24 protein-coding genes and 1 pseudogene are annotated in these 24,473 nt (G+C 41.1%); 22 read left to right on the top strand and 3 right to left on the bottom strand.

Annotation, left to right across the window (positions count from 1 at the left end):
* Positions 1-61: 61 nt before the first annotated feature.
* Both CWB78_RS08860 and fliS read right to left on the bottom strand, forming a co-directional pair.
* Entirely contained in the window at positions 62-385 is a 324-nt protein-coding gene (locus tag CWB78_RS08860; protein WP_024602019.1) for a hypothetical protein, read from the bottom strand.
* A complete protein-coding gene (gene fliS, locus CWB78_RS08865) occupies positions 385-780 on the bottom strand; it encodes a flagellar export chaperone FliS (RefSeq protein WP_010387895.1) in 396 nt (131 codons plus the stop codon). Before fliS ends, CWB78_RS08860 begins: the two co-directional genes overlap by 1 nt.
* Positions 781-1,146: 366 nt before the next feature.
* Between fliS and CWB78_RS08870 the strand changes: the two genes are divergently transcribed.
* Positions 1,147-2,583: a sigma-54 dependent transcriptional regulator gene (locus CWB78_RS08870; protein ID WP_138595130.1), complete on the top strand. Its 1,437-nt coding sequence runs from the start codon at positions 1,147-1,149 to the stop codon at positions 2,581-2,583.
* 124 nt (positions 2,584-2,707) lie between these two features.
* Here the strand turns inward: CWB78_RS08870 and CWB78_RS08875 are convergent, their stop codons facing one another.
* The gene (locus CWB78_RS08875) at positions 2,708-3,295 is read right to left on the bottom strand and encodes a DNA-3-methyladenine glycosylase I (RefSeq protein ID WP_010387897.1); all 588 of its coding nucleotides are present in this window, start codon (positions 3,293-3,295) and stop codon (positions 2,708-2,710) included.
* Between the two features lie 129 nt (positions 3,296-3,424).
* On the opposite strand from CWB78_RS08875, the gene CWB78_RS08880 reads away from it, so the two are divergent.
* The 21 genes and pseudogenes from CWB78_RS08880 to CWB78_RS08980 all read left to right on the top strand — a co-directional run bounded on the left by CWB78_RS08880 (position 3,425) and on the right by CWB78_RS08980 (position 24,464).
* Positions 3,425-4,540, top strand: coding sequence for a sensor histidine kinase (locus tag CWB78_RS08880; protein ID WP_075169684.1), 1,116 nt, complete (start codon positions 3,425-3,427; stop codon positions 4,538-4,540).
* Positions 4,533-5,957 (top strand): sigma-54-dependent transcriptional regulator, encoded by a 1,425-nt coding sequence (locus CWB78_RS08885; protein ID WP_054201724.1) that lies wholly within the window; start codon positions 4,533-4,535, stop codon positions 5,955-5,957. Before CWB78_RS08880 ends, CWB78_RS08885 begins: the two co-directional genes overlap by 8 nt.
* A gap of 156 nt (positions 5,958-6,113) precedes the next feature.
* Positions 6,114-6,446: a flagellar hook-basal body complex protein FliE gene (gene fliE, locus CWB78_RS08890; protein ID WP_010387900.1), complete on the top strand. Its 333-nt coding sequence runs from the start codon at positions 6,114-6,116 to the stop codon at positions 6,444-6,446.
* Positions 6,447-6,466: 20 nt separating this feature from the next.
* Positions 6,467-8,182, top strand: coding sequence for a flagellar basal-body MS-ring/collar protein FliF (gene fliF, locus CWB78_RS08895; RefSeq protein WP_054201723.1), 1,716 nt, complete (start codon positions 6,467-6,469; stop codon positions 8,180-8,182).
* Positions 8,175-9,215, top strand: a complete 1,041-nt coding sequence (gene fliG / locus CWB78_RS08900) for a flagellar motor switch protein FliG (protein WP_010387902.1) — start codon at positions 8,175-8,177, stop codon at positions 9,213-9,215. The genes fliF and fliG overlap by 8 nt, the downstream gene beginning before the upstream one ends.
* A gap of 3 nt (positions 9,216-9,218) precedes the next feature.
* Positions 9,219-10,022, top strand: coding sequence for a flagellar assembly protein FliH (fliH, locus tag CWB78_RS08905; protein WP_055013207.1), 804 nt, complete (start codon positions 9,219-9,221; stop codon positions 10,020-10,022).
* A 17-nt stretch (positions 10,023-10,039) separates the two neighbouring features.
* Positions 10,040-11,374, top strand: coding sequence for a flagellar protein export ATPase FliI (fliI, locus tag CWB78_RS08910; RefSeq protein WP_054201721.1), 1,335 nt, complete (start codon positions 10,040-10,042; stop codon positions 11,372-11,374).
* Entirely contained in the window at positions 11,374-11,820 is a 447-nt protein-coding gene (fliJ, locus tag CWB78_RS08915; protein WP_010387909.1) for a flagellar export protein FliJ, read from the top strand. Before fliI ends, fliJ begins: the two co-directional genes overlap by 1 nt.
* 87 nt (positions 11,821-11,907) lie before the next feature.
* On the top strand, positions 11,908-13,719 hold the full coding sequence (locus CWB78_RS08920) for a flagellar hook-length control protein FliK (protein WP_138595132.1): 1,812 nt from the start codon (positions 11,908-11,910) through the stop codon (positions 13,717-13,719).
* Positions 13,720-13,776: 57 nt separating this feature from the next.
* On the top strand, positions 13,777-14,304 hold the full coding sequence (gene fliL, locus CWB78_RS08925; RefSeq protein ID WP_010387911.1) for a flagellar basal body-associated protein FliL: 528 nt from the start codon (positions 13,777-13,779) through the stop codon (positions 14,302-14,304).
* Positions 14,305-14,313: 9 nt separating this feature from the next.
* The gene (gene fliM, locus CWB78_RS08930; RefSeq protein WP_010387912.1) at positions 14,314-15,405 is read left to right on the top strand and encodes a flagellar motor switch protein FliM; all 1,092 of its coding nucleotides are present in this window, start codon (positions 14,314-14,316) and stop codon (positions 15,403-15,405) included.
* A gap of 20 nt (positions 15,406-15,425) precedes the next feature.
* Entirely contained in the window at positions 15,426-15,827 is a 402-nt protein-coding gene (gene fliN, locus CWB78_RS08935; RefSeq protein ID WP_010387913.1) for a flagellar motor switch protein FliN, read from the top strand.
* The gene (gene fliO / locus CWB78_RS08940; protein ID WP_010387917.1) at positions 15,824-16,207 is read left to right on the top strand and encodes a flagellar biosynthetic protein FliO; all 384 of its coding nucleotides are present in this window, start codon (positions 15,824-15,826) and stop codon (positions 16,205-16,207) included. Before fliN ends, fliO begins: the two co-directional genes overlap by 4 nt.
* Positions 16,208-16,211: 4 nt before the next feature.
* Positions 16,212-16,952 carry a flagellar type III secretion system pore protein FliP gene (fliP, locus tag CWB78_RS08945; protein ID WP_010387920.1) on the top strand — a complete coding sequence of 247 codons (741 nt, stop codon included), beginning with the start codon at positions 16,212-16,214 and terminating at the stop codon, positions 16,950-16,952.
* A 41-nt stretch (positions 16,953-16,993) separates the two neighbouring features.
* Positions 16,994-17,263, top strand: a pseudogene (locus CWB78_RS08950) (flagellar biosynthetic protein FliQ).
* Positions 17,264-17,265: 2 nt separating this feature from the next.
* Complete coding sequence (gene fliR / locus CWB78_RS08955) at positions 17,266-18,045, top strand: flagellar biosynthetic protein FliR (RefSeq protein WP_010387923.1); 780 nt, start codon at positions 17,266-17,268, stop codon at positions 18,043-18,045.
* 9 nt (positions 18,046-18,054) lie between these two features.
* Positions 18,055-19,185 (top strand): flagellar biosynthesis protein FlhB, encoded by a 1,131-nt coding sequence (gene flhB / locus CWB78_RS08960; RefSeq protein WP_138595134.1) that lies wholly within the window; start codon positions 18,055-18,057, stop codon positions 19,183-19,185.
* Positions 19,186-19,256: 71 nt separating this feature from the next.
* On the top strand, positions 19,257-21,365 hold the full coding sequence (flhA, locus tag CWB78_RS08965) for a flagellar biosynthesis protein FlhA (protein ID WP_010387925.1): 2,109 nt from the start codon (positions 19,257-19,259) through the stop codon (positions 21,363-21,365).
* Positions 21,366-21,386: 21 nt separating this feature from the next.
* Entirely contained in the window at positions 21,387-22,874 is a 1,488-nt protein-coding gene (gene flhF / locus CWB78_RS08970; RefSeq protein WP_075169678.1) for a flagellar biosynthesis GTPase FlhF, read from the top strand.
* Entirely contained in the window at positions 22,867-23,727 is an 861-nt protein-coding gene (locus tag CWB78_RS08975; protein WP_054201715.1) for a MinD/ParA family ATP-binding protein, read from the top strand. Before flhF ends, CWB78_RS08975 begins: the two co-directional genes overlap by 8 nt.
* Positions 23,728-23,753: 26 nt before the next feature.
* Positions 23,754-24,464 (top strand): RNA polymerase sigma factor FliA, encoded by a 711-nt coding sequence (locus CWB78_RS08980; RefSeq protein ID WP_054201714.1) that lies wholly within the window; start codon positions 23,754-23,756, stop codon positions 24,462-24,464.
* The last annotated feature ends 9 nt before the right edge of the window (positions 24,465-24,473 follow it).

Genomic DNA, 24,473 nt, shown 5'->3' on the forward strand with positions numbered 1-24,473 from the left:
ATCAATTAATCACTCTGTAAAGGGGAATAAAATAGGGGGTTAGCTAAGGCAAGAAGTGTTTTTAAATATTAGATTTATACTTATTTACAGCTTTTTTATTTTTTTGATTACCAACTATTTTAACCGCTAATAGTTGCTTTTGATTATCTATTTTAACAGATAGCTGTTCTATTAGGTTGATTAAAAACTCAAGTTCAGTGGCTGAATAATGAGTTTTTTCTCTAGAAAGTGAGCTACTTATGTGAATATCGAGTTTATTATGAATATTCAGCGCTTGCTCAATATCCCAATCTTCTGAGTCAGCAATCAAACTTACTAGCTCATTGCAATATGCTCGAGTCTCACTATCTTTAACTTGTGAGCTTGTAACCCGATTTAAAGACATTATAGTTGTGGTTCTCTTTGTTCAAATGGAATTGCTTCCCAACCTGATTTTATTTCCTTGATCAAGGTAATTACTTCATCAATTTTTTCTATATCGTTCTCAAGGTTCGCGGTTAATAAGCTGCGCTGACAGTAATCGTACAAAGAGTCTAAGTTAGTTGATACTTCATTATTATGTTCAAAATTTAATACTTGCTGTAACGCACCAAGTAGCACAATACAATCAGAGATTGCGTTGCCTTTTTTTTCTAACTCTTTACGTTCAATAAATCCCTTTGCAGCAGAGAGTTTGCCAACAATATTCACAAACACGAGTTTGACTTGATCATAAGGCGTCATTTCTTTAACGCTGCTAACTGTTATTTGACGGTATTTATTGATTGATGCGTGCGCCATAGGTAATTCCTCAAATTTTAATTGCATGTGTAGAACCTTAAGCAAGTTTAGTTCCAACATAAGTTTGACTGTTACTTATCGGCCAAAACAGTCACACCTTTAAGTAATAATAGCAGTTTTTATGAGTTTCTTCTTTGTAGAATCGTATCATTACTAGTGGCAAAATGTGTTAGATAATTCATCCTAAGTAGGTATGCCGTTATAAATAGCTAAAGAGTTATTAGTTATAAAGTATTGGCTTTTCAGGCAGGGTGTCTGTTTTTTGGCGTTAATGTCAAAAAATCGCCGCTATTACTTGCATCCAAATCCAACTGGCTTACAATTTGATTAATAAAACAAATTAGTGAAATAAATGGCTCGCTAAAAATGATCTTAATTTTAGATAATAATAATAATCGCTCTATTGGATTATATGCATCGCTTACTTTTATTGGTGAGGCGGTACAGTTGCAAACAGAAGCTGACTTTGAGCTGGCATGTAGTCACTATCAAAATAAAGAATGTATTGTGGTATTAGGGGCGTTGCAATCTTTGGATCATGAAAGTTTAATTAAACGCTATCCAACATTTCCTTTTTTATTGATTGGTGAAACGCTCAAACCGCTACTGAGTCTCGCCAATGTTGTTGGACTAATTTGTGAGCCATTTACTCATGAAGTTACCACTCAGTTACTACATGATTGCCAGCAATATCAGCGTATGCTGCCTCATGAGCATCAACATAATAAAGAAAAAAGTACCTTTGATGGCCTTGTAGGTGAAACCAAAGCCGTAAAAGATTTACGCTTTTTAATTACTCAAGTTGCTAAAACCGACGCCAACGTACTTATTTTAGGTGAGTCGGGCACGGGTAAAGAAGTGGTTGCTCGTAACGTGCATCTACTTTCTAAGCGTAACAAAGGCCCATTTGTACCAGTAAACTGTGGGGCAATTCCTGCGGAGCTACTAGAAAGTGAACTATTTGGCCATGAAAAAGGTGCATTTACCGGAGCTATTTCAGCACGTAAAGGCCGGTTTGAATTGGCGCAAGGTGGCACGCTATTTTTAGATGAAATAGGGGATATGCCGCTGCAAATGCAGGTTAAGTTACTGCGAGTACTACAAGAGCGTAGCTATGAGCGCGTTGGCGGTACTAAAGCGATTCAAGCCGATGTACGTGTTATTGCTGCAACCCACCGCGACCTTGAAAGCATGATTGAAAAAGGCTCATTCCGAGAAGATTTATATTATCGCTTAAATGTTTTTCCTATTGAGAGTCCATCACTTGCTCAACGTGCAGAAGACATCCCTTTGCTACTTAAAGAGCTAATGCGCCGTGTAAATGAACAAAGCGGTACTACGGCTAAGTTTACAGAGCGTGCTATTGATAGTTTAAAAGAGCATTCTTGGCCGGGTAATATTCGTGAGCTTGCGAACCTAGTTGAGCGTATGGTTATTATGTTCCCTGACAAGGTGGTGGATGTTCCTGACTTACCTAACAAATACCGCTACATTGAAGTTGAAGCCTATGAGCCACAGTATCCAGAAGAACTGATGGAGCGTGATGCGTTTAATGATATTTTTAGCGGCGGATTTAGTGAAGACGAAATAGACCTTGAAGATGATTTTGCTCAAGCGGCACCGGGTTTATTGCCCGATGAAGGTATTGAGCTTAAGGAGTACTTAGCTGAGCTTGAAATTAACTTAATCACCCAGGCATTAGAGCGCTTTGATTACGTTGTTGCCCGTGCTGCTGAAGTGCTAGGCGTAAGGCGAACCACACTGGTCGAAAAAATGAAAAAATATAACTTGTCTAGGGATTAAGAGCAAAGTGCAGGTGTTATATTTTAGGTTTTAGGTTAGAAAAGCTAAACACTACGCTTAATGCAAACTCGGCGCTATAATTGTCAGCGGGTTTACCTCGCGTCTCGTAACCCGAAACCCGCCCTTAGCCTAACTTTTTAACTTCTTCCTTCCTAAAACAATCATTACTATGATCGTTAACCATTCCACAGGCCTGCATGTAGGCATACACTGTGGTTGGGCCTAAAAATTTAAAGCCACGCTTTTTTAAATCCTTCGCAAATAACGTCGATGCCTCAGTAACTGCAGGGTAGTCGGCCAGTGTTTCTAGATCGTTTACCTGAGGTTTATTACTCACAAACTGCCACTGATAATCACTAAAACTGCCAAACTCTTCTTGAATAGTAATAAAGCATTTTGCGTTATTAATTGTTGCGACAATTTTTAAGCGGTTGCGAACTATGCCCGCATTTTGCATTAATTTTTCTATATCGTGTTCAGTAAAGGCCGCTACTTTGTGTACATCAAAGTTGGCGAAGGCATTTTTATAATTCTCACGCTTTTTTAATATGGTATACCAGCTGAGTCCTGCTTGTGCCGATTCTAATGTTAAAAACTCAAAAAGTAGTTGATCGTCATACACAGGGACGCCCCATTCATGATCATGATATTCCACATAGTCAGGTTTTGTTGTATCTAACCATGGGCAGCGGCACTGAGTCTCTTTATTCATACATTTTCCTTTGCGCGTCATTTTTACGGCACGTGTTTTTACGGTTTAATCTATTGAATTTACGGGTAAATAATTTTGGTACATATTGTGCATTAGCCACTGTATCTACATTATTTTAGAGAGTTGATTATGGCCCTTGCAAGTGTGCTAAAACCCCAGTTTATTTCTGCTAATCAGTATAACCCATGTTTACTGCAAGAGGAGTATGTTGGTGAGTTGAGTGATTTGCGTCAACAGGCAAGTTGGCTTTCTCATTTAGTTGATACTATGCCTGCGGGCGTGATTGTACTCGATGGTAAAGGAATGATCGCTAAAGCGAATCAAATTGCTATCGATATGCTCGGTGAACCACTAGAAGGTGAGAAGTGGTTTAGTGTTATTCAGCGCTCATTTCGTCCTCATCAAGATGATGGCCATGAAGTGTCGTTAAAAGATGGACGCTTAATAAAACTCGATATTACCGCACTTGCGCCAGAGCCTGGGCAACTTATATTAATGACCGATTTGACTGAAACCCGACGCTTACAAAAACGAGTCGCGCATATGCAGCGTTTAAGTGCGTTAGGTAAAATGGTGGCATCTTTGGCCCATCAAGTACGCACACCGTTATCAGCAGCTATGTTGTATGCTGCCAACTTAGGCTCAAAGCGCTTACCCGAAGCATCACGCGGCAGTTTTCACACAAAATTAATGTCTCGCTTGAAAGATTTAGAAACCCAAGTAAACGACATGCTGCTATTTGCTAAAAGTGGTGATCAACAGGTAGTTGAGCAAGTGTCGATGCAACAGTTACTCAGTGAAGTAAAAGCCGGTGCTGATGCCATGGTAGCGCTCAATGATAGCGAATTAAATGTGAGCTTACCTGAACCCGATATAGAAATTATGGGTAATAAAACCGCATTAGCCAGCGCTATTCAAAACCTAATTCACAACAGTATTCAAGTTATTGGCAGTGGCGCGCAGGTTTACCTTAGCGCCCAGCGTGACAAACAAGACTCTGACTTTGTGCGCATTAGCGTTAGTGACAATGGTCCAGGCATTGACTTAGTTCAGAGCGAGAAAATATTTGAACCTTTTTATACCACTAAAAGCCAAGGTACAGGCTTAGGGCTTGCCGTTGTTAGTTCGGTAGCCAGTGCGCATCAGGGAAGGGTTGAGGCAAACAACAACCCACACGGGGGAGCAATTTTTAGTATGTTGCTGCCTATTAGTGTCACATCTAAATTAGGGGAGTCACATGAGTAACACTATTTTAGTTGTAGAAGACGACGCCGGACTTCGTGAAGCATTAATTGATACTCTAGAAATGTCGGGCATCGCTTGCACGGCAGCCAGTAGTGCAGAGCAAGCCATGTTGTTATTAAAAAAAGATGTATTTTCACTGGTGGTCAGTGATGTACAAATGGGCGAAATGAGTGGCTTGGATTTATTACGCAGTATTAAATTAAATCACCCTGATTTACCCGTACTTATGATGACGGCCTATGCCACTATTGATGATGCAGTTGAGGCCATGCGCCTAGGCGCGATTGATTATATGGCTAAGCCATTTGCCCCAGAAGTGCTATTGAACATGGTGAGCCGTTACTTACCTGAAAAGGAAAAAGAAACAGACGGTCCTATTGTTGCCGACCCTAGTAGTATTCAACTACTTGAACTTGCAGGTAAAGTTGCTCGTTCAGATGCCAGCGTAATGGTACTTGGGCCAAGTGGCTCAGGTAAAGAAGTGCTGGCACGGTATATTCATGACAAGTCAAAACGCTGCAATGAACCATTTGTAGCAATTAACTGTGCTGCTATTCCTGAAAACATGCTTGAAGCTACTTTGTTTGGCTACGAAAAAGGCGCGTTTACTGGTGCGATTCAGGCCTGCCCGGGTAAGTTTGAACAAGCACAGGGTGGGACTATCTTACTTGATGAAATCACCGAAATGGATTTAGGCTTACAAGCTAAACTACTGCGGGTATTACAAGAACGCGAAGTTGAGCGTTTAGGCGGTCGGAAAACTATTTCGCTAGATGTACGTGTGCTTGCAACCAGTAACCGCGAATTAAAAGAGGCTGTTGCTGAAAATCAGTTCCGCGAAGATTTATATTATCGACTCAATGTTTTCCCTTTACTGTGGCGACCTCTGTGTGAGCGTCCTGGCGACATTATTGTACTGGCTAAGCATTTAATTGAACGTCACTTAAGTAAAAGCAAAGAGCCAATGGCGTATCTAGATACAAGCGCTGAACAAAAACTACTTAGCCATAGCTGGCCGGGTAACGTTCGAGAGCTGGATAACGTTATTCAACGTGCTTTAATTTTACGCAGTGGCAGTACTATTGATGAGCATGCAATTTTTATCGAAAATTTAACCCCAACTCAGTTTGTGGTTGAAACAACAACAGTGCCGGAGCCTATAAAAAGTAATCTCAGTAACGCTTATTATGATGAAAAAACAATGCCCGAAGATGAGCAAAAAAATGATTTGCTCGCCCTAGACACGGGGAGTTATAAAGATGAACTTAAAGATAAAGAACATCGCATAATTTTAGAAACCTTGGCGCGTTGCCAAGGGAAGCGTAAAGAAGTAGCCGAAACCTTAGGTATAAGTCCACGTACTTTGCGTTACAAATTAGCGCAAATGCGCGATTTAGGTATTTCCCTCCCTGCATAACCTCAACAGCCCTAAAACTAAGTAACACATTTTAGGGCTGTCAAAACTCTGACTACGTAATTTTATAGTTCAACATATTGTTTTAATTGAATTTTATTTTTGGCATGTTTTGTGCTTTATTCTATTTAAGAGTTTACTGCATTATCAGAGACAATTATGAAAATTCAAAACAGTGCTTTATTTCAAGAAATGCAATCTATGGCTTCAGAAGCCACGCGTAGTAACCAAGTTAATAACTTGCCAACGCAAGTGCAATCAACGTCTACAGCACAGTTTGGTGATATGTTGAGTAATGCACTTAATACAGTGCATGAGCTTCAGCAAGACACAGGACAAAAAAGAAAAGCAGTTGAGATGGGCGATAGAAGCGTATCGCTTGCTGAGGCGATGATTGCTTCGCAAAAGTCTTCTGTGGCATTTGAAGCTACGGTACAGGTTCGTAATAAGCTTGTTGAATCTTACAAAGAAATTATGAACATGCCTGTTTAACTAGGTAGTGGAGAATTATTGTGGCGCAATCTAATCAATCTACAGATCTGGCACTTGCTGATGGCATGATGGAGCAAAGTGAAACTGAAGATCAACAAGAGCAAAAATCAGGCTATTTCAGCGCCCTAGGTGGTGTTGATGTTTTACGTCAAATTACCCTGATTGTTGCATTGGCCATTTGTTTGGCTATTGCTATCTTCGTGATTATCTGGGCTCGTCAGCCAGATATGCGCCCATTAGGTAAAATGCAAACTCAAGAGTTAATTGAAACACTCGACTTTTTAGATGCGCAAAAAATTGACTATGAACTTGATGGTAATGTGGTGTCGGTTGATGAAACTGAGTATCAAAATATTAAGTTACTGATGACCCGTGAAGGCTTAGATCAAGGGCCGACATCAGGTAGCGATATTATTATGCAAGACATGGGGTTTGGAGTAAGCCAACGTTTAGAACGTGAGCGCCTTAAACATGGTCGCGAGCAACAGCTTGCCCGTACTATTGAAGAGCTAAACAACGTTACTCGCGCCAAAGTACTATTAGCTATTCCAAAAGAAAATGTATTTGCTCGTCGAGAGAAAAAACCCTCAGCAACAGTAGTATTAACGCTTAAGCGTGGTCGCTCACTAGATAGCGAAGAAGTTGACTCAGTAGTTGATATGATTGCTTCAGCGGTGCAAGGGCTAGAGCCTTCTCGCGTAACGGTGACCGATCAAAACGGTCGCTTATTAAATTCAGGTTCGCAAACCTCTTTGGCTGCACGCTCTCGTAAAGAATACGACCTAGAGCGTAAACGTGAGCAAGAATACCTAGAAAAAATTGACAGCATTCTAATTCCCGTCGTTGGCTTGGGTAATTACACCGCCCAAGTAGATTTAAGCATGGACTTTAGTGCAGTAGAAGAAACACAAAAACGTTACAACCCAGATTTACCGGCAGTAAGAAGTGAAACCACTTTCGAAGAAAATAATATCGGTGGTTTAGCGGTAGGTATTCCTGGTGCACTTACTAATCAGCCTCCGGTTAACTCAACGATACCTGAAGATGCAATGGCTGGCGGTGCAGGCACTGCAACCTCTCCAAGTCGTACTCATAAAGAAGCTACCCGTAACTATGAACTTGATACCACTATTTCTCATAAACGTCAGCAAACGGGTGTGATCCGCAGAATAAGTGTGTCTGTAGCGGTCGATTACTTACCCACGGTTGGTGAAAACGGTGAAACAACCATGACACCACGCTCGGTAGAAGCTTTGTCAAATATTCGTCGTTTGTTACAAGGTGGCGTAGGCTTTGATATGCAACGTGGCGATGCACTTGAAGTAGTAACCGTACCATTTGTTCGTGAAGACTCAGCGCTTGATTTTGAATTGCCTTTATGGGAACAAGATTGGTTTATGAAAATGATGCGCTTAGTATTAGGTGCGCTGGTTATTATTGTACTGATTTTAGCTGTAGTTAAGCCTATGCTTAAGCGCTTAATTTACCCAGATAATACACTTGAAGAATATGATGAAGACTCTCTTAGTTCAGGTGTTGACCTTGGTGACAGCACATTAGATATGCTTAATAATGACTTTGATTCTGCTTCAGTTGGCTTCTCAAGCGATGGTACACTACAGTTACCAGACCTACATGGCGACGAAGACTTATTGAAAGCGGTTCGTGCCCTTGTAGCCAACGAACCAGAACTATCATCACAAGTAGTGAAAGCGTGGTTAACAGAAGATGACTGATCAAGAACAAAAACAACTACCACCGGCGTTTGATGTTGATAAGCTCGATGGTGTAGATAAAGCGGCGATATTATTGCTAAGTTTATCTGAAGAAGATGCAGCGCAAATCTTAAAGCACTTAGAGCCAAAGCAAGTGCAAAAGGTAGGTATGGCCATGGCGGCAATCGATGATTTGTCGCAAGCTAAAATTAGCGCAGTGCACAACTTGTTTATCGAACAAATTCAAAGCTTTAGTACGATAGGTTTTCAGTCTGAAGATTTTATCAAAAAAGCACTTACGGCTGCACTAGGTGAAGATAAAGCCGCCAGCTTAATAGACCAAATTGTCATGGGCTCAGGCGCTAAAGGGCTTGATTCATTAAAATGGATGGACTCAAAGCAGGTAGCGAATATTATTCGTAATGAGCATCCGCAAATTCAAACAATTGTGCTTTCTTATTTAGAGCCGGAACAATCTGCTGAGATTTTAGCGCAATTTCCTGAAAAAGTGCGCTTAGATTTAACCATGCGTATTGCTAATTTAGAAGAAGTTCAACCAGCGGCTTTACAAGAATTAAACGAAATTATGGAAAAACAATTCGCTGGTCAAGCGGGCGCACAAGCTGCGAAAATGGGTGGCTTAAAAGCGGCTGCAGATATTATGAACTACCTCGATACCAATGTTGAAGGGCAGTTAATGGATTCTATCCGTGAGCATGACGAAGAAATGTCGCAACAAATTCAAGACTTAATGTTTGTCTTCGAAAACTTAATGGATGTAGAGGATCGAGGTATTCAAGCAATTTTACGTGAAGTGCCTCAAGATGTACTGATGAAGGCGATTAAAGGCACTGACGAAGCGCTTAAAGAGAAGATTTTGGGTAACATGTCAAAACGTGCAGCAGAAATGCTTGCTGATGACCTAGAAGCTATGGCACCAGTGCGTATTAGTGAAGTAGAAGCAGCACAAAAAGAAATACTGTCAACAGCTCGTCGTCTATCAGATTCAGGTGAAATTATGCTTGGTGGTGGCGGTGGTGAGGAGTTCTTATAATTTATGAGTAACTCAAAAGGTCGCCCGTTACACGCTGATGAAGCTGATGAGCTATTAAAAAATTGGCCAATTCCAGATGTTGCGCCAGATGAGCGAAGTTTTGGCAATCGTTCGACCGCTTTTGGTACGCCATTGGCAGAGCTATACCATAAAGAAATGGCCAAAGAGCAAGATGAAGAGCCCGAAGAACAAGAATTACCTTCTCTTACTATGGTGGAGCTTGAGCGCATTCGCCAAGATGCGTATGAGGAAGGTCTTAAGCAAGGACACGAGCAAGGCTATATAGATGGTTTTGATAAAGGCGTAACTGAGGGAAAAGAAGCTGGTTACAAAGAAGGTGTTGAGCTGGGTAAAACCCAAGGTCAAGAAGAGGTTAAACCTTTGATGGATGAGCAGTTAACTCACTTACGCAGCTTGTTAGATAGTTTATCTGATCCACTTAAAAAAGTGGATGAGCAAGCAGAAAAGCAGTTGGTACAGTTAGCAACTATGCTTAGTGAAGCAATCATTTATCAAGAGATAAAAACTTCGCCTGATATTATCTTACATACCTTGAAAAAAAGCATTGATGCATTGAATGCAGAGCAACAGAAAGTTAAAATTCATCTTCACCCAGAAGACCTAACACTTATAAAAACCAGTTATGGCGAGCAAGCTATTGAAGATAATCATTGGCAGTTAATTCCAGAGCCTACATTGGAGCGCGGCGGTTGTGAAGTTAAGACAACACTATCGTCTTTAGATATGACCTTGAAAACTCGTGTCAAAGAAACATTGGATAGTTTTTTGCATAATAGTGGTATCTAACTTTTTATTGGCGTGCAATGTCTGTGAGCGATACTTCATTAAGCGAACGCTTATCTCAATACCAACAACATATTAAAACCCCTGCCCCTGCGGTTGCGGGTGTTTTAACCCGTGTGGTTGGTTTAACACTTGAAGCAAAAGGCCTGCGAGCTCCAGTAGGCAGCCAATGTAAAATTGAAACCATGAGCGGCTTTGTTGATGCCGAGATTGTTGGTTTTAATGATCAAACCTTATATTTAATGCCCAATGATCATATCTCAGGTGTACTTCCTGGTGCCCGAGTTATTCCTCAAGTTAACGACACTGGTTTACCTGTTGGTATGAGTTTACTTGGCCGAGTTGTCGACGGTTTAGGGCGACCTTTAGATGGGCTAGGGAAAATAAACGCAGAACACACACTTAAATTCGCTCAAAACGCAATAAATCCACTGGCAAGACGCCCCATTAGTAAACCCATGGATGTGGGAGTACGCGCTATTAACTCAGTAATTACCGTAGGCCAAGGTCAGCGTATGGGCTTATTTGCAGGCTCCGGTGTGGGTAAATCAGTACTATTGGGCATGATGACTCGAGGCAGTGAAGCCGATGTAATTGTAGTGGGTTTAGTTGGTGAGCGTGGCCGAGAAGTAAAAGAATTTATTGAAGAAATACTGGGTGTTGAAGGACGTAAACGCTCAGTTGTTGTGGCAGCGCCTGCTGATGCTTCACCATTAATGCGATTAAAAGGCTGTGAGAGTGCAGTCACCATTGCAGAATACTTTCGAGATCAAGGGCTAAACGTATTGTTACTGCTTGACTCGGTAACGCGTTATGCCATGGCACAGCGTGAAATAGCACTGGCTGTGGGTGAGCCTCCTGCTACCAAAGGTTATCCGCCTTCAGTATTTGCTAAATTACCCGCATTAGTGGAACGTGCTGGTAATGGCGGAGAAGGGCAAGGCTCTATTACTGCCTTTTTTACTGTACTGAGTGAAGGTGATGACATGCAAGACCCGATAGCCGATGCCGCACGTGCCATACTAGATGGGCATATTGTTTTATCGCGTGATTTAGCCGACAGCGGTCATTACCCTGCTATTGATATAGAAAAGTCTATTTCTCGAGTGATGCCACAAGTGGTTTCAGAGCCACATATGCAGCAAGCTCGGGTACTTAAACAAGTATATTCTATGTATCAACAGAATAAAGATATGATCACCTTGGGTGCTTATCAAAAAGGCAGTGACCAAATGCTTGATCAGGCAATAAACATGATGCCAAGAGTGAACGCATTTTTACAGCAAGGCATGCGTGACGTGATTAGTTATGATGATGGCCTACAAGGGCTCGCACAATTATTAGGACAAGCATAATGGCAAAAAATAAACTACATTTGCTGCTTAAGCTTGAAAATGAAAAAGAAGAAACATTACGCATGAGCTACTTGCAAGCAAATCAAAACTTGCAGCTAAATCAGCAAAAGCTTCAAGGCTTAAATGACTTTCGACTTGAATATACGCAGCAACTTCATATTAAAGGGCAATCGGGCTTATCAAGTGCCGGGTTTAGCCAGTATCACGCATTCATAGCTAAGATTGAAGAGGCGACTCGCCAACAAGCGAGTACCGTTAATACTGCAAAACAAGTCGTGAGCCAGCGTAAAACGTTATGGTTAAAACAACAAGTTAAAGCCAAAGCGGTTGCTAAGCTAATTGAAAAGCAACAGTTAAAAGCGGATATGCTGGTGGCTAAGAATGAACAAAAAATGTTAGATGAGTTTTCTTCTAATCAATTTTATCAAAGGAATAAAGCACTATAAGGTAGGCATACTAATTGCTTATGTTCTATTAGAGCAATGTTTTTTAGGATTGTGCGGTGGGCTGTTGCCGCTTTTATTAGGTGATTTATGGCGATGAATGATATTTCAATGTTGGCGGTATCTGAGCAAGACTCATACTTAGTTAAAAAAGACAGTGATAAAGCAAAACTAGATAGTAGTAATGATGCTGGTTTTTTCGACCAACTAGCTCTTGCGAACCAAGCTTCTGAAACACAAGATTCAGAGGTCAAAGCGCCACACAAACAGCCTTCAGATGAACAACCCGACCTAAAAGAGCAAGATAGCGAAGAAAAGCCTTTGAGCGGTGAAGATATGTTGGCGCAAATTAATGCGGCACAAGTAATCGACACCTCAGTAAAAAATAATTCTCATAGCGGCGCAGAGTTAATAGATAAAGACGGTGTCAAAATAAACATCAAGCCTGAAGATAAGCTTGCACCTATTGTTATTAATTTGCCAAGTGATGAAATTGTTGATGATGCAGCTATTTTACAAGCACAAAATGCTGTAGGTGCTGAGTCAGCGAGCAAAACTGCAGCTGAGTCTTCACAGCTTGGAACTAAATCGATAGCGACAGCTGCCATAGCCGGAGAATCTGAGACTGTTAAAAATGAGCAAGCGGTTGCTAAACCATCAGATAAGCCGACTGTTCCTACGAGTACTAAAGCATCGATAGACGCCTCTGTTTTAGCGCTGTTATCAAAAGATGATAATGCAATTAAAGCAGATAAACTCTTAGCAAATTTAACGCCTTCACAACAAGATGAACTTGCTACTGAGCTTGATGCGATGAGCAAACCTATTGATAAAGACAATGTAGCGGATTTAAAGCAATTACTCAGTAAGTATGTTAGCGAAAGCGAGAAACCGCAAACTCCTCAACAAGCCATTAATACACAAATAAGTACGTTAACTACCCCAGAAAAACAGGCATTGCTTAATCAGATGCAGGCATACATTAAAAGTGAGCCTCTATCTACTAAAGAACTTACTTTATTAAAAGGGGTTATCAGTGATTTAGAAACAGCTATCAACGCAGACACTTTGTCTAGTGCCAAAGATAAACCGCTGTTTGCTAATAATACGTTGATAGCAGGTGTTCCACCTAAAACACACCAAGGTACAGAGTCGGCTAATGTAAAACCTGAGCTAAAATTAGAAAGCTCTAAATCGATAGCCGAAACGCCTGAGGAGCTTGCTAAACAGCTTGATGTACTACAAAAAGAGAGTATGCGCGCCACTAACGCAGAGCAAATGCCACCGCGTGCTGCACAGATTTTTTCTCAAATCATTAATATATTCGATAAATCGTCGCTTAATACTATCGCTAAATACGATACTTTAGGCTACGAGCAAGCTATTATTGAAGCGCAAAGTTTACAGGCCGGGCAGTTGCAAAGTACTGCACAAGCTAAACAGGTAAGCATTGATCCTGCTACCTTACAGGCGTTAAATATTATTAAAAGTGATGCTGCAAAAATGCTACAAGAGCGCGTTACCTCAATGTTAAGCATTAATAATAAAGAAGCTGAAATTCGTTTAGATCCACCTGAGATGGGCAGTATGCAAATTCGCATTCGAAGTGATGCAGAGCAAGCACAAATAAACTTTGTAGTGCAAAATCAGCAAGCCAAAGAAGCGCTAGAGCAGTCTTTACCTAGACTTAGAGAATTATTAATGCAACAGGGTTTAGAGCTAGGTGAAAGCAGTATTTCTTATGGTGATTCATCTCCAGAACAAAACGAGCAACAAGAAGGTCAGCCACAAGGTCAAATGGCTAATAATAGCTCTTCAGATGAGACAAATAGTGAGCAACCAGATAAGCAAACACACAGTTCTGGACAACAAACGTCATCATCAATAGATTACTATGCCTAAGTCCTGCTATTATAATAGTTAAAACAAGCAAATACCTTTGCGAATAAAGGAAATACAATGGCTGAAGATACTAATTTAGAAATAGAAGAAGTCAGTAAAAATAAAAGCAAACTCATTATAATTATAGCCGCTGTATTAGTTATTGTTGGCGGTGTAGCTGGTTACTTTTTACTATCGGGTGATGATGAGCCCGTAGAAACTTTAACAGATGATGCCGCCAGTGGTGAAGTAGCCGCAGAATCATCAAGCTCCTCGGCAACGGTCGGCAGTGCGCTATATGTTGCTATGCCAAGACCTTTTATATTTAATGTTCCAGGGGCGAGTCGCGATAGAATTGTACAAATTAAAGTGCAATTGCTGGTGCGCGGAGATGGCAATGAAGAAACTGCTAAAAAGCATATTCCACTGATTGAAGGTACGCTATTGAGTGTATTTTCAATGACTACCGCAGATGAACTAAGCACCAGTGTAGGCAAAGAAACACTGCGCTTTACTGCGCTAGATAAAGTACAAGCTGCAATGATGGATGTGGAAGGAAGTAAAGTAATTGAGCGGGTACTGTTTACCGGCTTTGTGATGCAATAAGGGGTCAGTGTGAGCGATTTATTATCCCAAGACGAAATTGATGCGCTATTACACGGTGTTGATGAGGTCGAAGAGGAAGATATACACGACGGTGAAGACGGTGAGGGAAGTACGCTACAGTATGACTTCTCTTCGCAAGATCGCATCGTGCGTGGTCGCATGCCGACACTTGAAATTGTTAATGAGCGATTTGCGCGCCATATGCGAATTAGCCTTTTTAACATGATGCGCCGCACCGCTGAGGTGTCAATTAACGGCGTGCAAATGATCAAATTTGGTGAGTATATTCATACCTTATTTGTACCAACCAGTTTGAATATGGTGCGTTTTCGCCCACTAAAAGGCACTGGCCTAATTACCATGGAGGCGCGATTAGTCTTTATACTGGTAGATAATTTCTTTGGTGGCGATGGTCGTTATCATGCCAAAATTGAAGGGCGTGAATTTACCCCAACAGAGCGCCGTATCGTGCAAATGCTGCTAAAAATAATCTTTGAAGATTACAAAGAAGCATGGGCGCCGGTTATGGATGTGTCGTTTGAGTATCTCGATTCTGAGGTGAATCCCGCCATGGCTAACATTGTTAGCCCAACCGAAGTGGTGGTTATTAGCTCTTTTCATATTGAGCTTGATGGCGGCGGTGGTGACTTTCATATTGCGCTGCCTTACTCAATGCTCGAACCTATACGAGAGCTACTGGATGCAGGTGTTCAGTCTGATACTGAAGATACCGATTTACGTTGGAGCAAGGCACTTCGCGACGAAATAATGGATGTAGAAGTCGATTTGTCGACTCAACTACTTGAAGTTGATTTAAGCTTAAAACAAATTATGGAGCTTAAGGCGGGGGATATCATTCCTGTTGAAATGCCAGAGCATATTACTGTGTTTGTTGAAGAGTTACCAACATTTAGAGCTAAAATGGGTCGCTCACGCGATAATGTTGCGCTACAAATTAGTGAAAAAATTAAACGCCCTGATTCAGTTAAATCTGAGCTGCATGTCTTTACTAAAGGCGGCAAAAAAATTGATTCAGATGCAGAATTAGCAGAACTAGAAGATGATTTACACCTTTCAAACGGTGTAGACTTAGACTGGTAATTGATTAAAAGGTTAAAAGTATGAGCGATGATCAAGATACGATGGACGAATGGGCAGCAGCACTTGCTGAGGCTGAGGGAACTGACGATGATAGTGCAGAGGTTAAAGTAACCGAGCTTGATGAGCTGGATGATTCAAAGCATGAGCTCAGCGGTGAAGAAAAACGTAAACTCGACACTATTTTAGATATTCCCGTTACTATTTCGATGGAAGTAGGGCGTTCTAAAATTAATATTCGTAACTTATTACAACTTAACCAAGGTTCAGTTGTTGAACTTGATAGGGTTGCTGGTGAGCCGCTAGATGTATTAGTTAACGGTACATTGATAGCACATGGTGAAGTGGTTGTGGTGAACGATAAGTTTGGTATTCGCTTAACGGATGTAATTAGTCAGGTTGAACGGATCAAAAAATTACGATGATAGCATTACTTGGTTTAAGCAATTCAGTGTTTGCAGCTACCGATGCTGCAACACCCACCACAGACATTATTTCAATGGTTATGTCGTTAGGTGTGGTGGTAGTGTTAATTTTAGTGTTGGCTTTTTTTGTTAAAAAGCTTAATCCAAATTTAACCAATAACGATGAATTCAAAGTGATCCGCAGTCTTCCTTTAGGCTCACGCGAGCGATTAATGGTAGTCGAGATAGATAATGCACAGCACCTATTAGGTGTAACTCCACATAGCATTAATTATTTACACAAGCTAGAAACTCCCCTGACAGAAAAAGAGTTACCAGAATTAGCTAAGCGTTTTGGCAAAATGTTGAATCCGCAACTTAATCAAAATAAAAAGAACTAATATCATGACTAAATGGCTGCTTTTCATATTTGCTATGGTATTCGTACCAGGAGTCAGTGCTGAAGGAATAGACGCGCTTACGATCACAAGTAATGCAGATGGCACGCAAGACTATTCAGTGACGCTACAAGTGTTAGCGATCATGACGGCTATGAGCTTTATTCCAGCAGCCATTATCATGATGACCTCGTTCACTCGAATTATTGTTGTTTTAGCTATTTTGCGCCAAGCGATTGGTTTACAACAAACGCCTTCTAATCAAGTATTACTAGGTATGTCGCTGTTTTTAAGTATTTTTATTATGGCGCCTATTTATGAGCAAATAAACGAACGCGCAATCGAACCGTACTTAAGTGAACAGGTAACATCACTAGAAGCACTCGATTTAGCTAAAGAGCCAATGAAAGCTTTTATGCTTTCTCAAGTACGATTAAAAGACTTAGAAACCTTTGCAAAAATAGCTGGGTACGATCAGCTTGATTCACCCGAAGCAACGCCATTGATCGTGCTTATTCCGGCGTTTGTGACCAGTGAGCTACAAACAGCCTTTATTATCGGTTTTATGTTCTTCATCCCCTTTTTGATTGTCGATTTGGTGGTTGCATCGGTGTTGATGGCCATGGGTATGATGATGCTATCCCCCATGATTGTATCGCTACCGTTTAAGATTATGTTGTTTGTATTGGTTGATGGTTGGAGCTTGGTGATGGGTACGCTCGCTAAAAGCTTTGGGTTGGGCACATAGTGGTGCTTTCTACTTTGAACCAATCACTCTAGGAGTCGCCCATGGAACCTGAAGTATTTGTTGATATTTTAAGTGGAGCCCTGTTTTTAGTGATTAAGCTGGTGTCTGCTATTGTGGTACCTGGTTTAATTATTGGTTTAGTAGTGGCAGTATTTCAGGCGGCAACCTCAATTAATGAACAAACACTGAGCTTTTTACCGCGTCTATTAATTACTATTAGTGCGTAAATAGTGGGTGGACATTGGTTTACTCAAGAGCTGATGGATTTTTTTAATCGCTTAGTGCTTCTTATACCCGAAATAGCAGGTTAACGATGGAGTTCCCATTTTCCGTTGTTATTCAATGGTTAAGTGATTTTTTACTGCCCTTGGTGCGTATTAGCTCAATGATCATGATAATGGCGGGTATTGGCGCCAAAAACGTCCCTTCTCGAATTAAAATGGGCTTGGCTGTTGTAGTCACATTTTTAGTTGTGCCTGTTCTACCTCCAGCTACATTTACTAATTTATTTTCTTTTGAAATGGTTTTAGTGGTGCTACAACAAATGCTGATTGGCGTTGCGATTGGTTTTGCATCCACACTACTGCTCAATACATTTGTGTTAGCCGGGCAAATCCTTGCTATGCAAACTGGTTTAGGTTTTGCGTCTGTTGTTGACCCCTCAAATGGAATGAGTGTACCTGCTGTAGGGCAGTTCTACCTCATTTTAGCTACCTTGTTATTTTTTGTATTTAATGGCCATTTAATGATGATTCAAATGGTGGTACATAGTTTTCAGGTATTGCCAATTGATGGTAATTGGTGGGCGGTTGATCATTATTGGGACATAGTGACATGGGGTGGTTGGATGTTTACCACTGCACTAGTGCTTTCGTTAGCGCCATTAACGGCCATGCTTGTAATTAATATGTCATTTGGCATCATGACCCGTGCTGCCCCACAGTTAAATATCTTCTCTATAGGCTTTCCGTTTACCTTAGTGGCAGGGCTCGTTATTATTTGGGCTACCCTCGGTAACTTTATCACTCAATTTGAGTTCCAATGGCTAAAAATGGTTGAGCTAATGTGTACTCTAGTTGGTTGTTCCCCTTAGGAGAGCGTAATGGCTGAAGATTCAGGACAAGAAAAAACCGAAGAACCCACGCCCAAAAAAGTTGATGATGCCAAAAAGAAAGGCCAAATAGCGCGTTCTAAAGAGTTAGGTACCATGTTTGTGCTTATTTTTTCTGCTATTTCCTTATTAATGTATGGGCCTGAAATTGGCAAAGGCTTGTACCGCATTATGGGAAGAATGCTGAGTCTTAACCGCAATGAAACCTACGACACCACCAAAATGTTTGCCGTATGGGGAGAGGTGGCCGACGTACTGTTATTTCCTATGTCGATGTTTGTACTCATTATTGTATTGGCTGCATTTATCGGTAATACCATGCTTGGCGGCTTTAATTTTAGTTGGCAAGCAGCTGCGCCCAAAGCCAGTAAAATGTCGCCAATGAAAGGCTTTACCCGCATGTTTGGTCCACAAGCGGCTATAGAATTGCTTAAGTCATTATTAAAGTTTGGCTTAGTAGCCGCATTTGCTATTTTTTTAATTAATACGTTTTTTGATGAAATCTTACATTTAAGTATAGAAAGTGCGCCTGGCAATATTGTTCATGCTTTGGAAATTTTAGCGTGGATGTTTTTAGGCATGTCTTGCACCTTAATTATTATTGCTGCTATTGACGCCCCATTTCAAAGCTATAGTCATAACAAACAGCTTAAAATGACTATGCAAGAGGTAAAAGACGAATATAAAAACTCTGAAGGTGATCCGCAGATTAAAGCGCGCATAAGGCAAACCCAACGTCAAATGTCGCAAAAGAGAATGATGCAGGATGTGCCAGACGCCGATGTTATTGTTACCAACCCTACTCACTATTCCGTAGCTTTAAAATACGATACAGAGCGAGCAGGCGCGCCTATTGTATTAGCCAAAGGCGTTGACGAACTCGCTATGCAAATTCGTAAAATTGCTTTGGGTAATGAAGTACCCATTGTTGAGTCGCCTACCTTAACGCGAGCGCTTTATCATACCGCTGAAGTAGGGGATCAAATTCCCGATCAGCTCTTTACTGCAGTTGCCCAAGTGCTTGCCTATGTATTTCAACTTAAACGGTTTAAAAAAGGCCGTGGAAAACGCCCTGTCGCGCTTAATAAAAAGCTGCCAATCCCTGATGAATTTAAGTATTAACCGCTAACCAACTAACTTGGAATAGTTATTGCAATTTCAGCGTAGTGTCAATTTTTTGAAATTGTAGAGTTATGGAATTTAAAGCGGTATTACAACAACTTAATAAAGATAAAAAAGAATATGCAAAAGGCGTTGGTACACCGCTTTTAGTCTTAGCTGCGCTTGGCATGGTTATATTACCACTGCCTCCATTTCTGCTTGATATATTATTTTCGTTTAATATCGCGCTCGCATTAGTTGTATTACTGGTCACCGTATATACCATGAAGCCGCTTGAGTTTGGCATGTTTCCAGCGGTGTTGTTAATCGCTACGATCATGCGTTTAGCACTTAACGTAGCCAGTACTCGGGTGGTACTTCTTGAGGGTCATAATGGTGGTGATGCCGCTGGTAAGGTAATTGAAGCATTTGGCTCGGTGGTGATTGGTGGTAACTACGCCGTGGGTTTAGTGGTATTTTTGATTCTAATTATCATAAACTTTGTGGTAATTACCAAAGGTGCAGGGCGTATTTCTGAAGTGTCAGCACGCTTTACCCTTGATGCCATGCCGGGTAAGCAAATGGCGATTGATGCAGATATGAATGCTGGCTTTATTAGTGCAGAGCAAGCCAGAGAGCGTCGTGATGAAGTAACCCGTGAAGCCGACTTTTATGGTTCTATGGATGGTGCCAGTAAATTTGTAAAAGGCGATGCTATCGCGGGTATCGTCATTTTAGTGATCAATATTGTAGGTGGTTTATTTGTTGGCATGATCCAGCATGACTTGAGCTTTTCACGCGCTATGGAAGTGTACACACTATTGACCATTGGTGATGGCTTAGTCGCGCAATTACCTTCATTACTACTTTCAATTGGTACTGCGATTGTTGTAACGCGTCAAAATGAGTCGCACAATATGGGCGATCAGTTTAAGCAGCAGCTAGGAAACGAAAAATCATTATTTATTGCCTCTGGTATCCTCATTACTATGGGTTTAGTCCCAGGTATGCCGCATATTGCATTTTTAAGCTTAGGGGCGCTTTTAGGTTACCTTGCATACTACACCCAGCAAAACAAACTTAAATTGGCGGCTGCTGAGGCCGAAGAAGCTGAAAATGCAGCCTCAGGTACCGGGATTGCGGCTAAACAAGAACAAAAAGAACTGGGTTGGGATGATGTACAGCAAGTTGATGTTATTGGCTTAGAAGTAGGTTATCGATTAATTCCTTTGGTTGACCAATCACAAGGTGGTGAGCTGTTAAACCGCATTAAAGGGGTGCGTAAAAAACTATCTCAAGAGCTGGGCTTTTTAGTACCGCCTGTACATATTCGCGACAACCTTGAACTTGATCCAAATGCGTATCGCATCACCATGATGGGTGTATCAAGTGGTGAGGGAGAGCTTAAACACGGCGATGAACTAGCAATTAACCCTGGCCAAGTGTTTGGCCCGCTCAAAGGCATTGAAACTACAGACCCTGCATTTGGTTTAGATGCGGTATGGATAAAACCCGATCAAAAAGATGAAGCGCAATCTTTAGGTTATACCGTAGTTGATTCAGCAACCGTTGTGGCCACTCATATTAGCCAGTTACTCACCAATAGCGCCGCATTATTGCTTGGCCACGAAGAAGTACAAAACTTATTAGATATGTTAGGTAAAAGTCACCCTCGCTTAGTTGAAGGGCTAGTACCTGAGGTATTACCGCTGACCACCATCGTTAAAGTACTACAAAACTTATTAAATGAAGGGGTAGCAATACGAGATATGCGCTCAATTGTTCAAACCCTTGTTGAGTATGGCCCTCGTAGCCAAGACCCTGATGTATTAACGGCTGCAGTGAGAATATCGTTGCGTAGATTAATCGTTCAAGATGCTGTTGGTATGTCTTCTGAAATCCCTGTCATAACCTTGGCGCCTGAGTTGGAACAGATGTTGCATCAGTCACTTCAAAATGCAGGTGATGAAGGTGCCGGAATAGAACCAGGACTTGCTGATAGACTTCAAACATCATTGAATGAAGCGCATCAAAATCAAGAAATGGCCGGTGAACCTTCAATATTGCTAACGTCAGGAATGTTACGCACTGTGTTATCTCGATTTGTTAAATACACCATTCCAGGATTGCGAGTGATGTCTTATCAAGAGATACCAGATGAAAGACAGATCAAGATTGTCAGCTCTGTAGGCCAACAATAAGATTTTAAAGGGGTTTGAATTATGAAAATTAAACGTTTTTTTGCTAAAGACATGCGCACCGCACTAAAAGAAGTAAAAGAAGAGCTCGGTGTTGATGCGGTTATTATGTCAAATAAGAAACTAGCTAATGGCGTTGAAATTGTTGCTGCTGTTGATTACGACAAAGCCGCAGCAAAAGCGCCAGAGCAGCCTCAAAGCCAGCCAGCTGAAAGCGCTTCATTTGCACATACCCAGAGCTCACATAATTTTGTAAAACCAGAGCCACAACGTGCTCAACCTAAGCCACAAGCAAAGGTAGCTGATAGTTTACAAGCTTTATTAGAACGTCAATCTCCCCGTCCTCGTTCAGCAGAGCTTGCGTCAATGTTTTCACAATCAGGCATTGATACCTCTGGTCATTATCAAGAACAAGAAGCTGTGCAATCTCGACCTAAAAATATGTTTGAGCGTGAACCAAGCGCACCTGCACGTCCTCGTACTCAAGCTGATAGCTTGGGTTTTGATGATTTAGACAGTGGTTTTGACGATTTAGACTCACCGAGTGCACCTCGTCAGCAAACGATGCAAAACGAGTCGAGTGATATAAGCACTATGCGCGAAGAAATGAACGCAATTCGTCAATTACTAGAACATCAAGTGTCAGGTTTAATGCAACAAGATATGGCACGTCGCGATCCAACCCGTGCATGTATGATTGACCGTTTAGTGGGTATGGGAATAGATAAAGACGTTGCTGAGCAAATGGCATGCTTTGTACCCGACGATGTATCTCGCCAACAAGGTTGGAAAGCCTTATTGAATATGGTTGAAGATCAAATGCAAACCACTAACAACGAAATTCTTCGCCAAGGTGGTGTTTATGCGCTAGTAGGCCCAACAGGGGTAGGTAAAACCACCACAGTTGCAAAATTAGCTGCATTAGGTGCGCAAAAATATGGTGCTGATAAAGTCGCACTTATTACTACTGATACCTACCGTATTGGTGCGTATGAGCAGCTAGCAACCTATGGTCGAATTATTGGCTGTGGCGTTAAACAAGTTAAAGATGCAAATGAATTAGCAGAAGTTTTATACCATTTACGAAATAAACGTCTAGTCTTAATTGATACAGCAGGAATGAGTCAGCGAGATTTGCGTTTAACTGAGCAGCTTAATACCTTGATGCGTAATCAGCGTGTAGATATACGTAGTTATTTAGTATTAAGTGCTACAGCACAAATTAATGTATTACAAGAAACAGTAAGGCATTTTAAAAAAGTACAGCTTAGTGGATGTATTTTTACTAAGTTAGATGAGTCATTGAGTTTAGGTGAGATTATTAGTATTGCGATTCAAAATCGTCTCCCAATAGGGTATCTTACTAACGGTCAGCGAGTACCAGAAGATATTAGAGTGGCAAATGCCGAAAAACTAGTAAAAAAAGCTGAGCAATTGTATTTAAAAAGAATAAAAGCACAACAATCACGACACCAATCAGTGGCGTCGAGCACAGTAGAGATGTATGATTAACACAGTTTTAGATCAAGCAAGCGGCCTTCGCAAAATGAGCAACAATAATAATAACGGCGTAAAAGTTATCGCTGTCACCGGCGGCAAAGGTGGAGTAGGTAAAACAAACGTATCCCTTAATACGGCAATCGCGCTAGGCCAACAAGGCAAACGTGTGCTGGTTTTAGATGCTGATTTAGGGTTAGCTAATTGTGACGTTATGCTTGGACTGCGTGTAGAGCGCAATTTATCTCATGTTTTATCAGGTGAGTGTGAACTTGAAGATATTTTAGTTGAAGGCCCTGCAGGTATAAAAATAGTACCTGCAACATCGGGTTCGCAAAGTATGGTTGAGTTATCTCCTTCAGAGCATGCTGGACTTATTCGTGCATTTAGCGAGCTTAACACTGATTTTGATATTTTAATTGTTGATACCGCTGCGGGTATTTCTGACATGGTATTGAGCTTTTCTCGTGCCGCACAGGATGTGGTTGTGGTGGTATGTGATGAGCCAACATCAATTACCGATGCCTATGCGCTCATTAAAGTACTGAGCCGTGAGCACGGCGTATACAAATTTAAAATTGTTGCCAACATGGTGCGTAGCTTACGTGAAGGGCAGGAATTATTTGCTAAACTTTCAAAAGTAACCGACCGATTTTTAGATATATCAATGGAGCTTGTTGCAACAGTTCCTTATGATGAGAATATGCGCAAATCAACGCGTCGCCAAAAAGTGATAGTTGAAGTTTTTCCAGGATCTCCTGCAGCGATTGCTTTTAAAACACTGGCGACAAAAATTACTAAGTGGCCAACACCTAGTCAAGCCTCGGGTCATTTAGAGTTTTTTATTGAGAAGCTAGTTAGTAACTAATAATGACAATACCGGTGAATAGAGCTATGGGATATCAGTCAACACAGAGTTTAAATATGATTGTTGAAAAGCATGCCTCATTAGTCAAAAAAGTGGCATGCCATTTAATTGCTCGTTTACCGGCCAGTGTGCAACTAGATGATTTAATCCAATCAGGTATGATCGGATTAATAGAAGCTTCAAAAAACTTTGATGCAAGCAAAGGTGCGAGTTTTGAAACCTTTGCGGGAATTCGTATTCGTGGTGCAATGATAGATGAAATGCGTCGAGGTGATTGGGTTCCACGCTCGGTTCACAGAAAAAGCCGCTTAGTAGCAGAGACTATTGTTGCTCTTGAAAGTAGTTTAAACCGTGAACCCAAAGATAGTGAAGTTGCTGAAAAACTTGAAATTTCGTTAAATGAGTACCATCATATTTTAAACGATGTGAATGTAAGTAAAGTTTTAGGTATTGAAGACCTTGGTATTGACGATGATGTGATTACACCGCATGGTCAAGATTTAGCACTAGACAAACCTTTCAATAATGTTAAAAATGAACGGTTTAATGAGTCTTTACTCAATGCGATAAAGTCGTTACCGGAAAAAGATGCAATGGTGCTTTCTTTGTACTATAACGATGAAATGAATTTAAAAGAAATTGGGCATATACTCGATGTAAGTGAGTCGCGTGTAAGTCAGATACATGGTCAGGCGATGATTAAGCTTAAAGCAAAAATCAATGACTGGATAAACTAGAAGTAAGTA

The sequence above is a fragment of the Pseudoalteromonas sp. S1612 genome (genome assembly GCF_005887175.1).
GTDB lineage: Bacteria > Pseudomonadota > Gammaproteobacteria > Enterobacterales > Alteromonadaceae > Pseudoalteromonas > Pseudoalteromonas undina.

Excerpts from the sequence above, each read along its gene's own strand:
- fliN (WP_010387913.1), top strand. The coding sequence starts at position 15,426 with ATGAGCGATGATCAAGATACGATGGACGAATGGGCAGCAGCACTTGCT.
- fliI (WP_054201721.1), top strand. The coding sequence starts at position 10,040 with ATGTCTGTGAGCGATACTTCATTAAGCGAACGCTTATCTCAATACCAA.
- CWB78_RS08885 (WP_054201724.1), top strand. The coding sequence starts at position 4,533 with ATGAGTAACACTATTTTAGTTGTAGAAGACGACGCCGGACTTCGTGAA.
- fliR (WP_010387923.1), top strand. The coding sequence starts at position 17,266 with ATGGAGTTCCCATTTTCCGTTGTTATTCAATGGTTAAGTGATTTTTTA.
- fliH (WP_055013207.1), top strand. The coding sequence starts at position 9,219 with ATGAGTAACTCAAAAGGTCGCCCGTTACACGCTGATGAAGCTGATGAG.
- flhB (WP_138595134.1), top strand. The coding sequence starts at position 18,055 with ATGGCTGAAGATTCAGGACAAGAAAAAACCGAAGAACCCACGCCCAAA.
- CWB78_RS08870 (WP_138595130.1), top strand. The coding sequence starts at position 1,147 with ATGATCTTAATTTTAGATAATAATAATAATCGCTCTATTGGATTATAT.
- fliG (WP_010387902.1), top strand. The coding sequence starts at position 8,175 with ATGACTGATCAAGAACAAAAACAACTACCACCGGCGTTTGATGTTGAT.
- fliJ (WP_010387909.1), top strand. The coding sequence starts at position 11,374 with ATGGCAAAAAATAAACTACATTTGCTGCTTAAGCTTGAAAATGAAAAA.
- CWB78_RS08875 (WP_010387897.1), bottom strand. The coding sequence starts at position 3,295 with ATGAATAAAGAGACTCAGTGCCGCTGCCCATGGTTAGATACAACAAAA.
- fliO (WP_010387917.1), top strand. The coding sequence starts at position 15,824 with ATGATAGCATTACTTGGTTTAAGCAATTCAGTGTTTGCAGCTACCGAT.
- fliP (WP_010387920.1), top strand. The coding sequence starts at position 16,212 with ATGACTAAATGGCTGCTTTTCATATTTGCTATGGTATTCGTACCAGGA.
- flhA (WP_010387925.1), top strand. The coding sequence starts at position 19,257 with ATGGAATTTAAAGCGGTATTACAACAACTTAATAAAGATAAAAAAGAA.
- fliS (WP_010387895.1), bottom strand. The coding sequence starts at position 780 with ATGGCGCACGCATCAATCAATAAATACCGTCAAATAACAGTTAGCAGC.
- flhF (WP_075169678.1), top strand. The coding sequence starts at position 21,387 with ATGAAAATTAAACGTTTTTTTGCTAAAGACATGCGCACCGCACTAAAA.
- CWB78_RS08920 (WP_138595132.1), top strand. The coding sequence starts at position 11,908 with ATGGCGATGAATGATATTTCAATGTTGGCGGTATCTGAGCAAGACTCA.
- CWB78_RS08980 (WP_054201714.1), top strand. The coding sequence starts at position 23,754 with ATGGGATATCAGTCAACACAGAGTTTAAATATGATTGTTGAAAAGCAT.
- CWB78_RS08975 (WP_054201715.1), top strand. The coding sequence starts at position 22,867 with ATGATTAACACAGTTTTAGATCAAGCAAGCGGCCTTCGCAAAATGAGC.
- CWB78_RS08880 (WP_075169684.1), top strand. The coding sequence starts at position 3,425 with ATGGCCCTTGCAAGTGTGCTAAAACCCCAGTTTATTTCTGCTAATCAG.
- fliE (WP_010387900.1), top strand. The coding sequence starts at position 6,114 with ATGAAAATTCAAAACAGTGCTTTATTTCAAGAAATGCAATCTATGGCT.
- fliL (WP_010387911.1), top strand. The coding sequence starts at position 13,777 with ATGGCTGAAGATACTAATTTAGAAATAGAAGAAGTCAGTAAAAATAAA.
- CWB78_RS08860 (WP_024602019.1), bottom strand. The coding sequence starts at position 385 with ATGTCTTTAAATCGGGTTACAAGCTCACAAGTTAAAGATAGTGAGACT.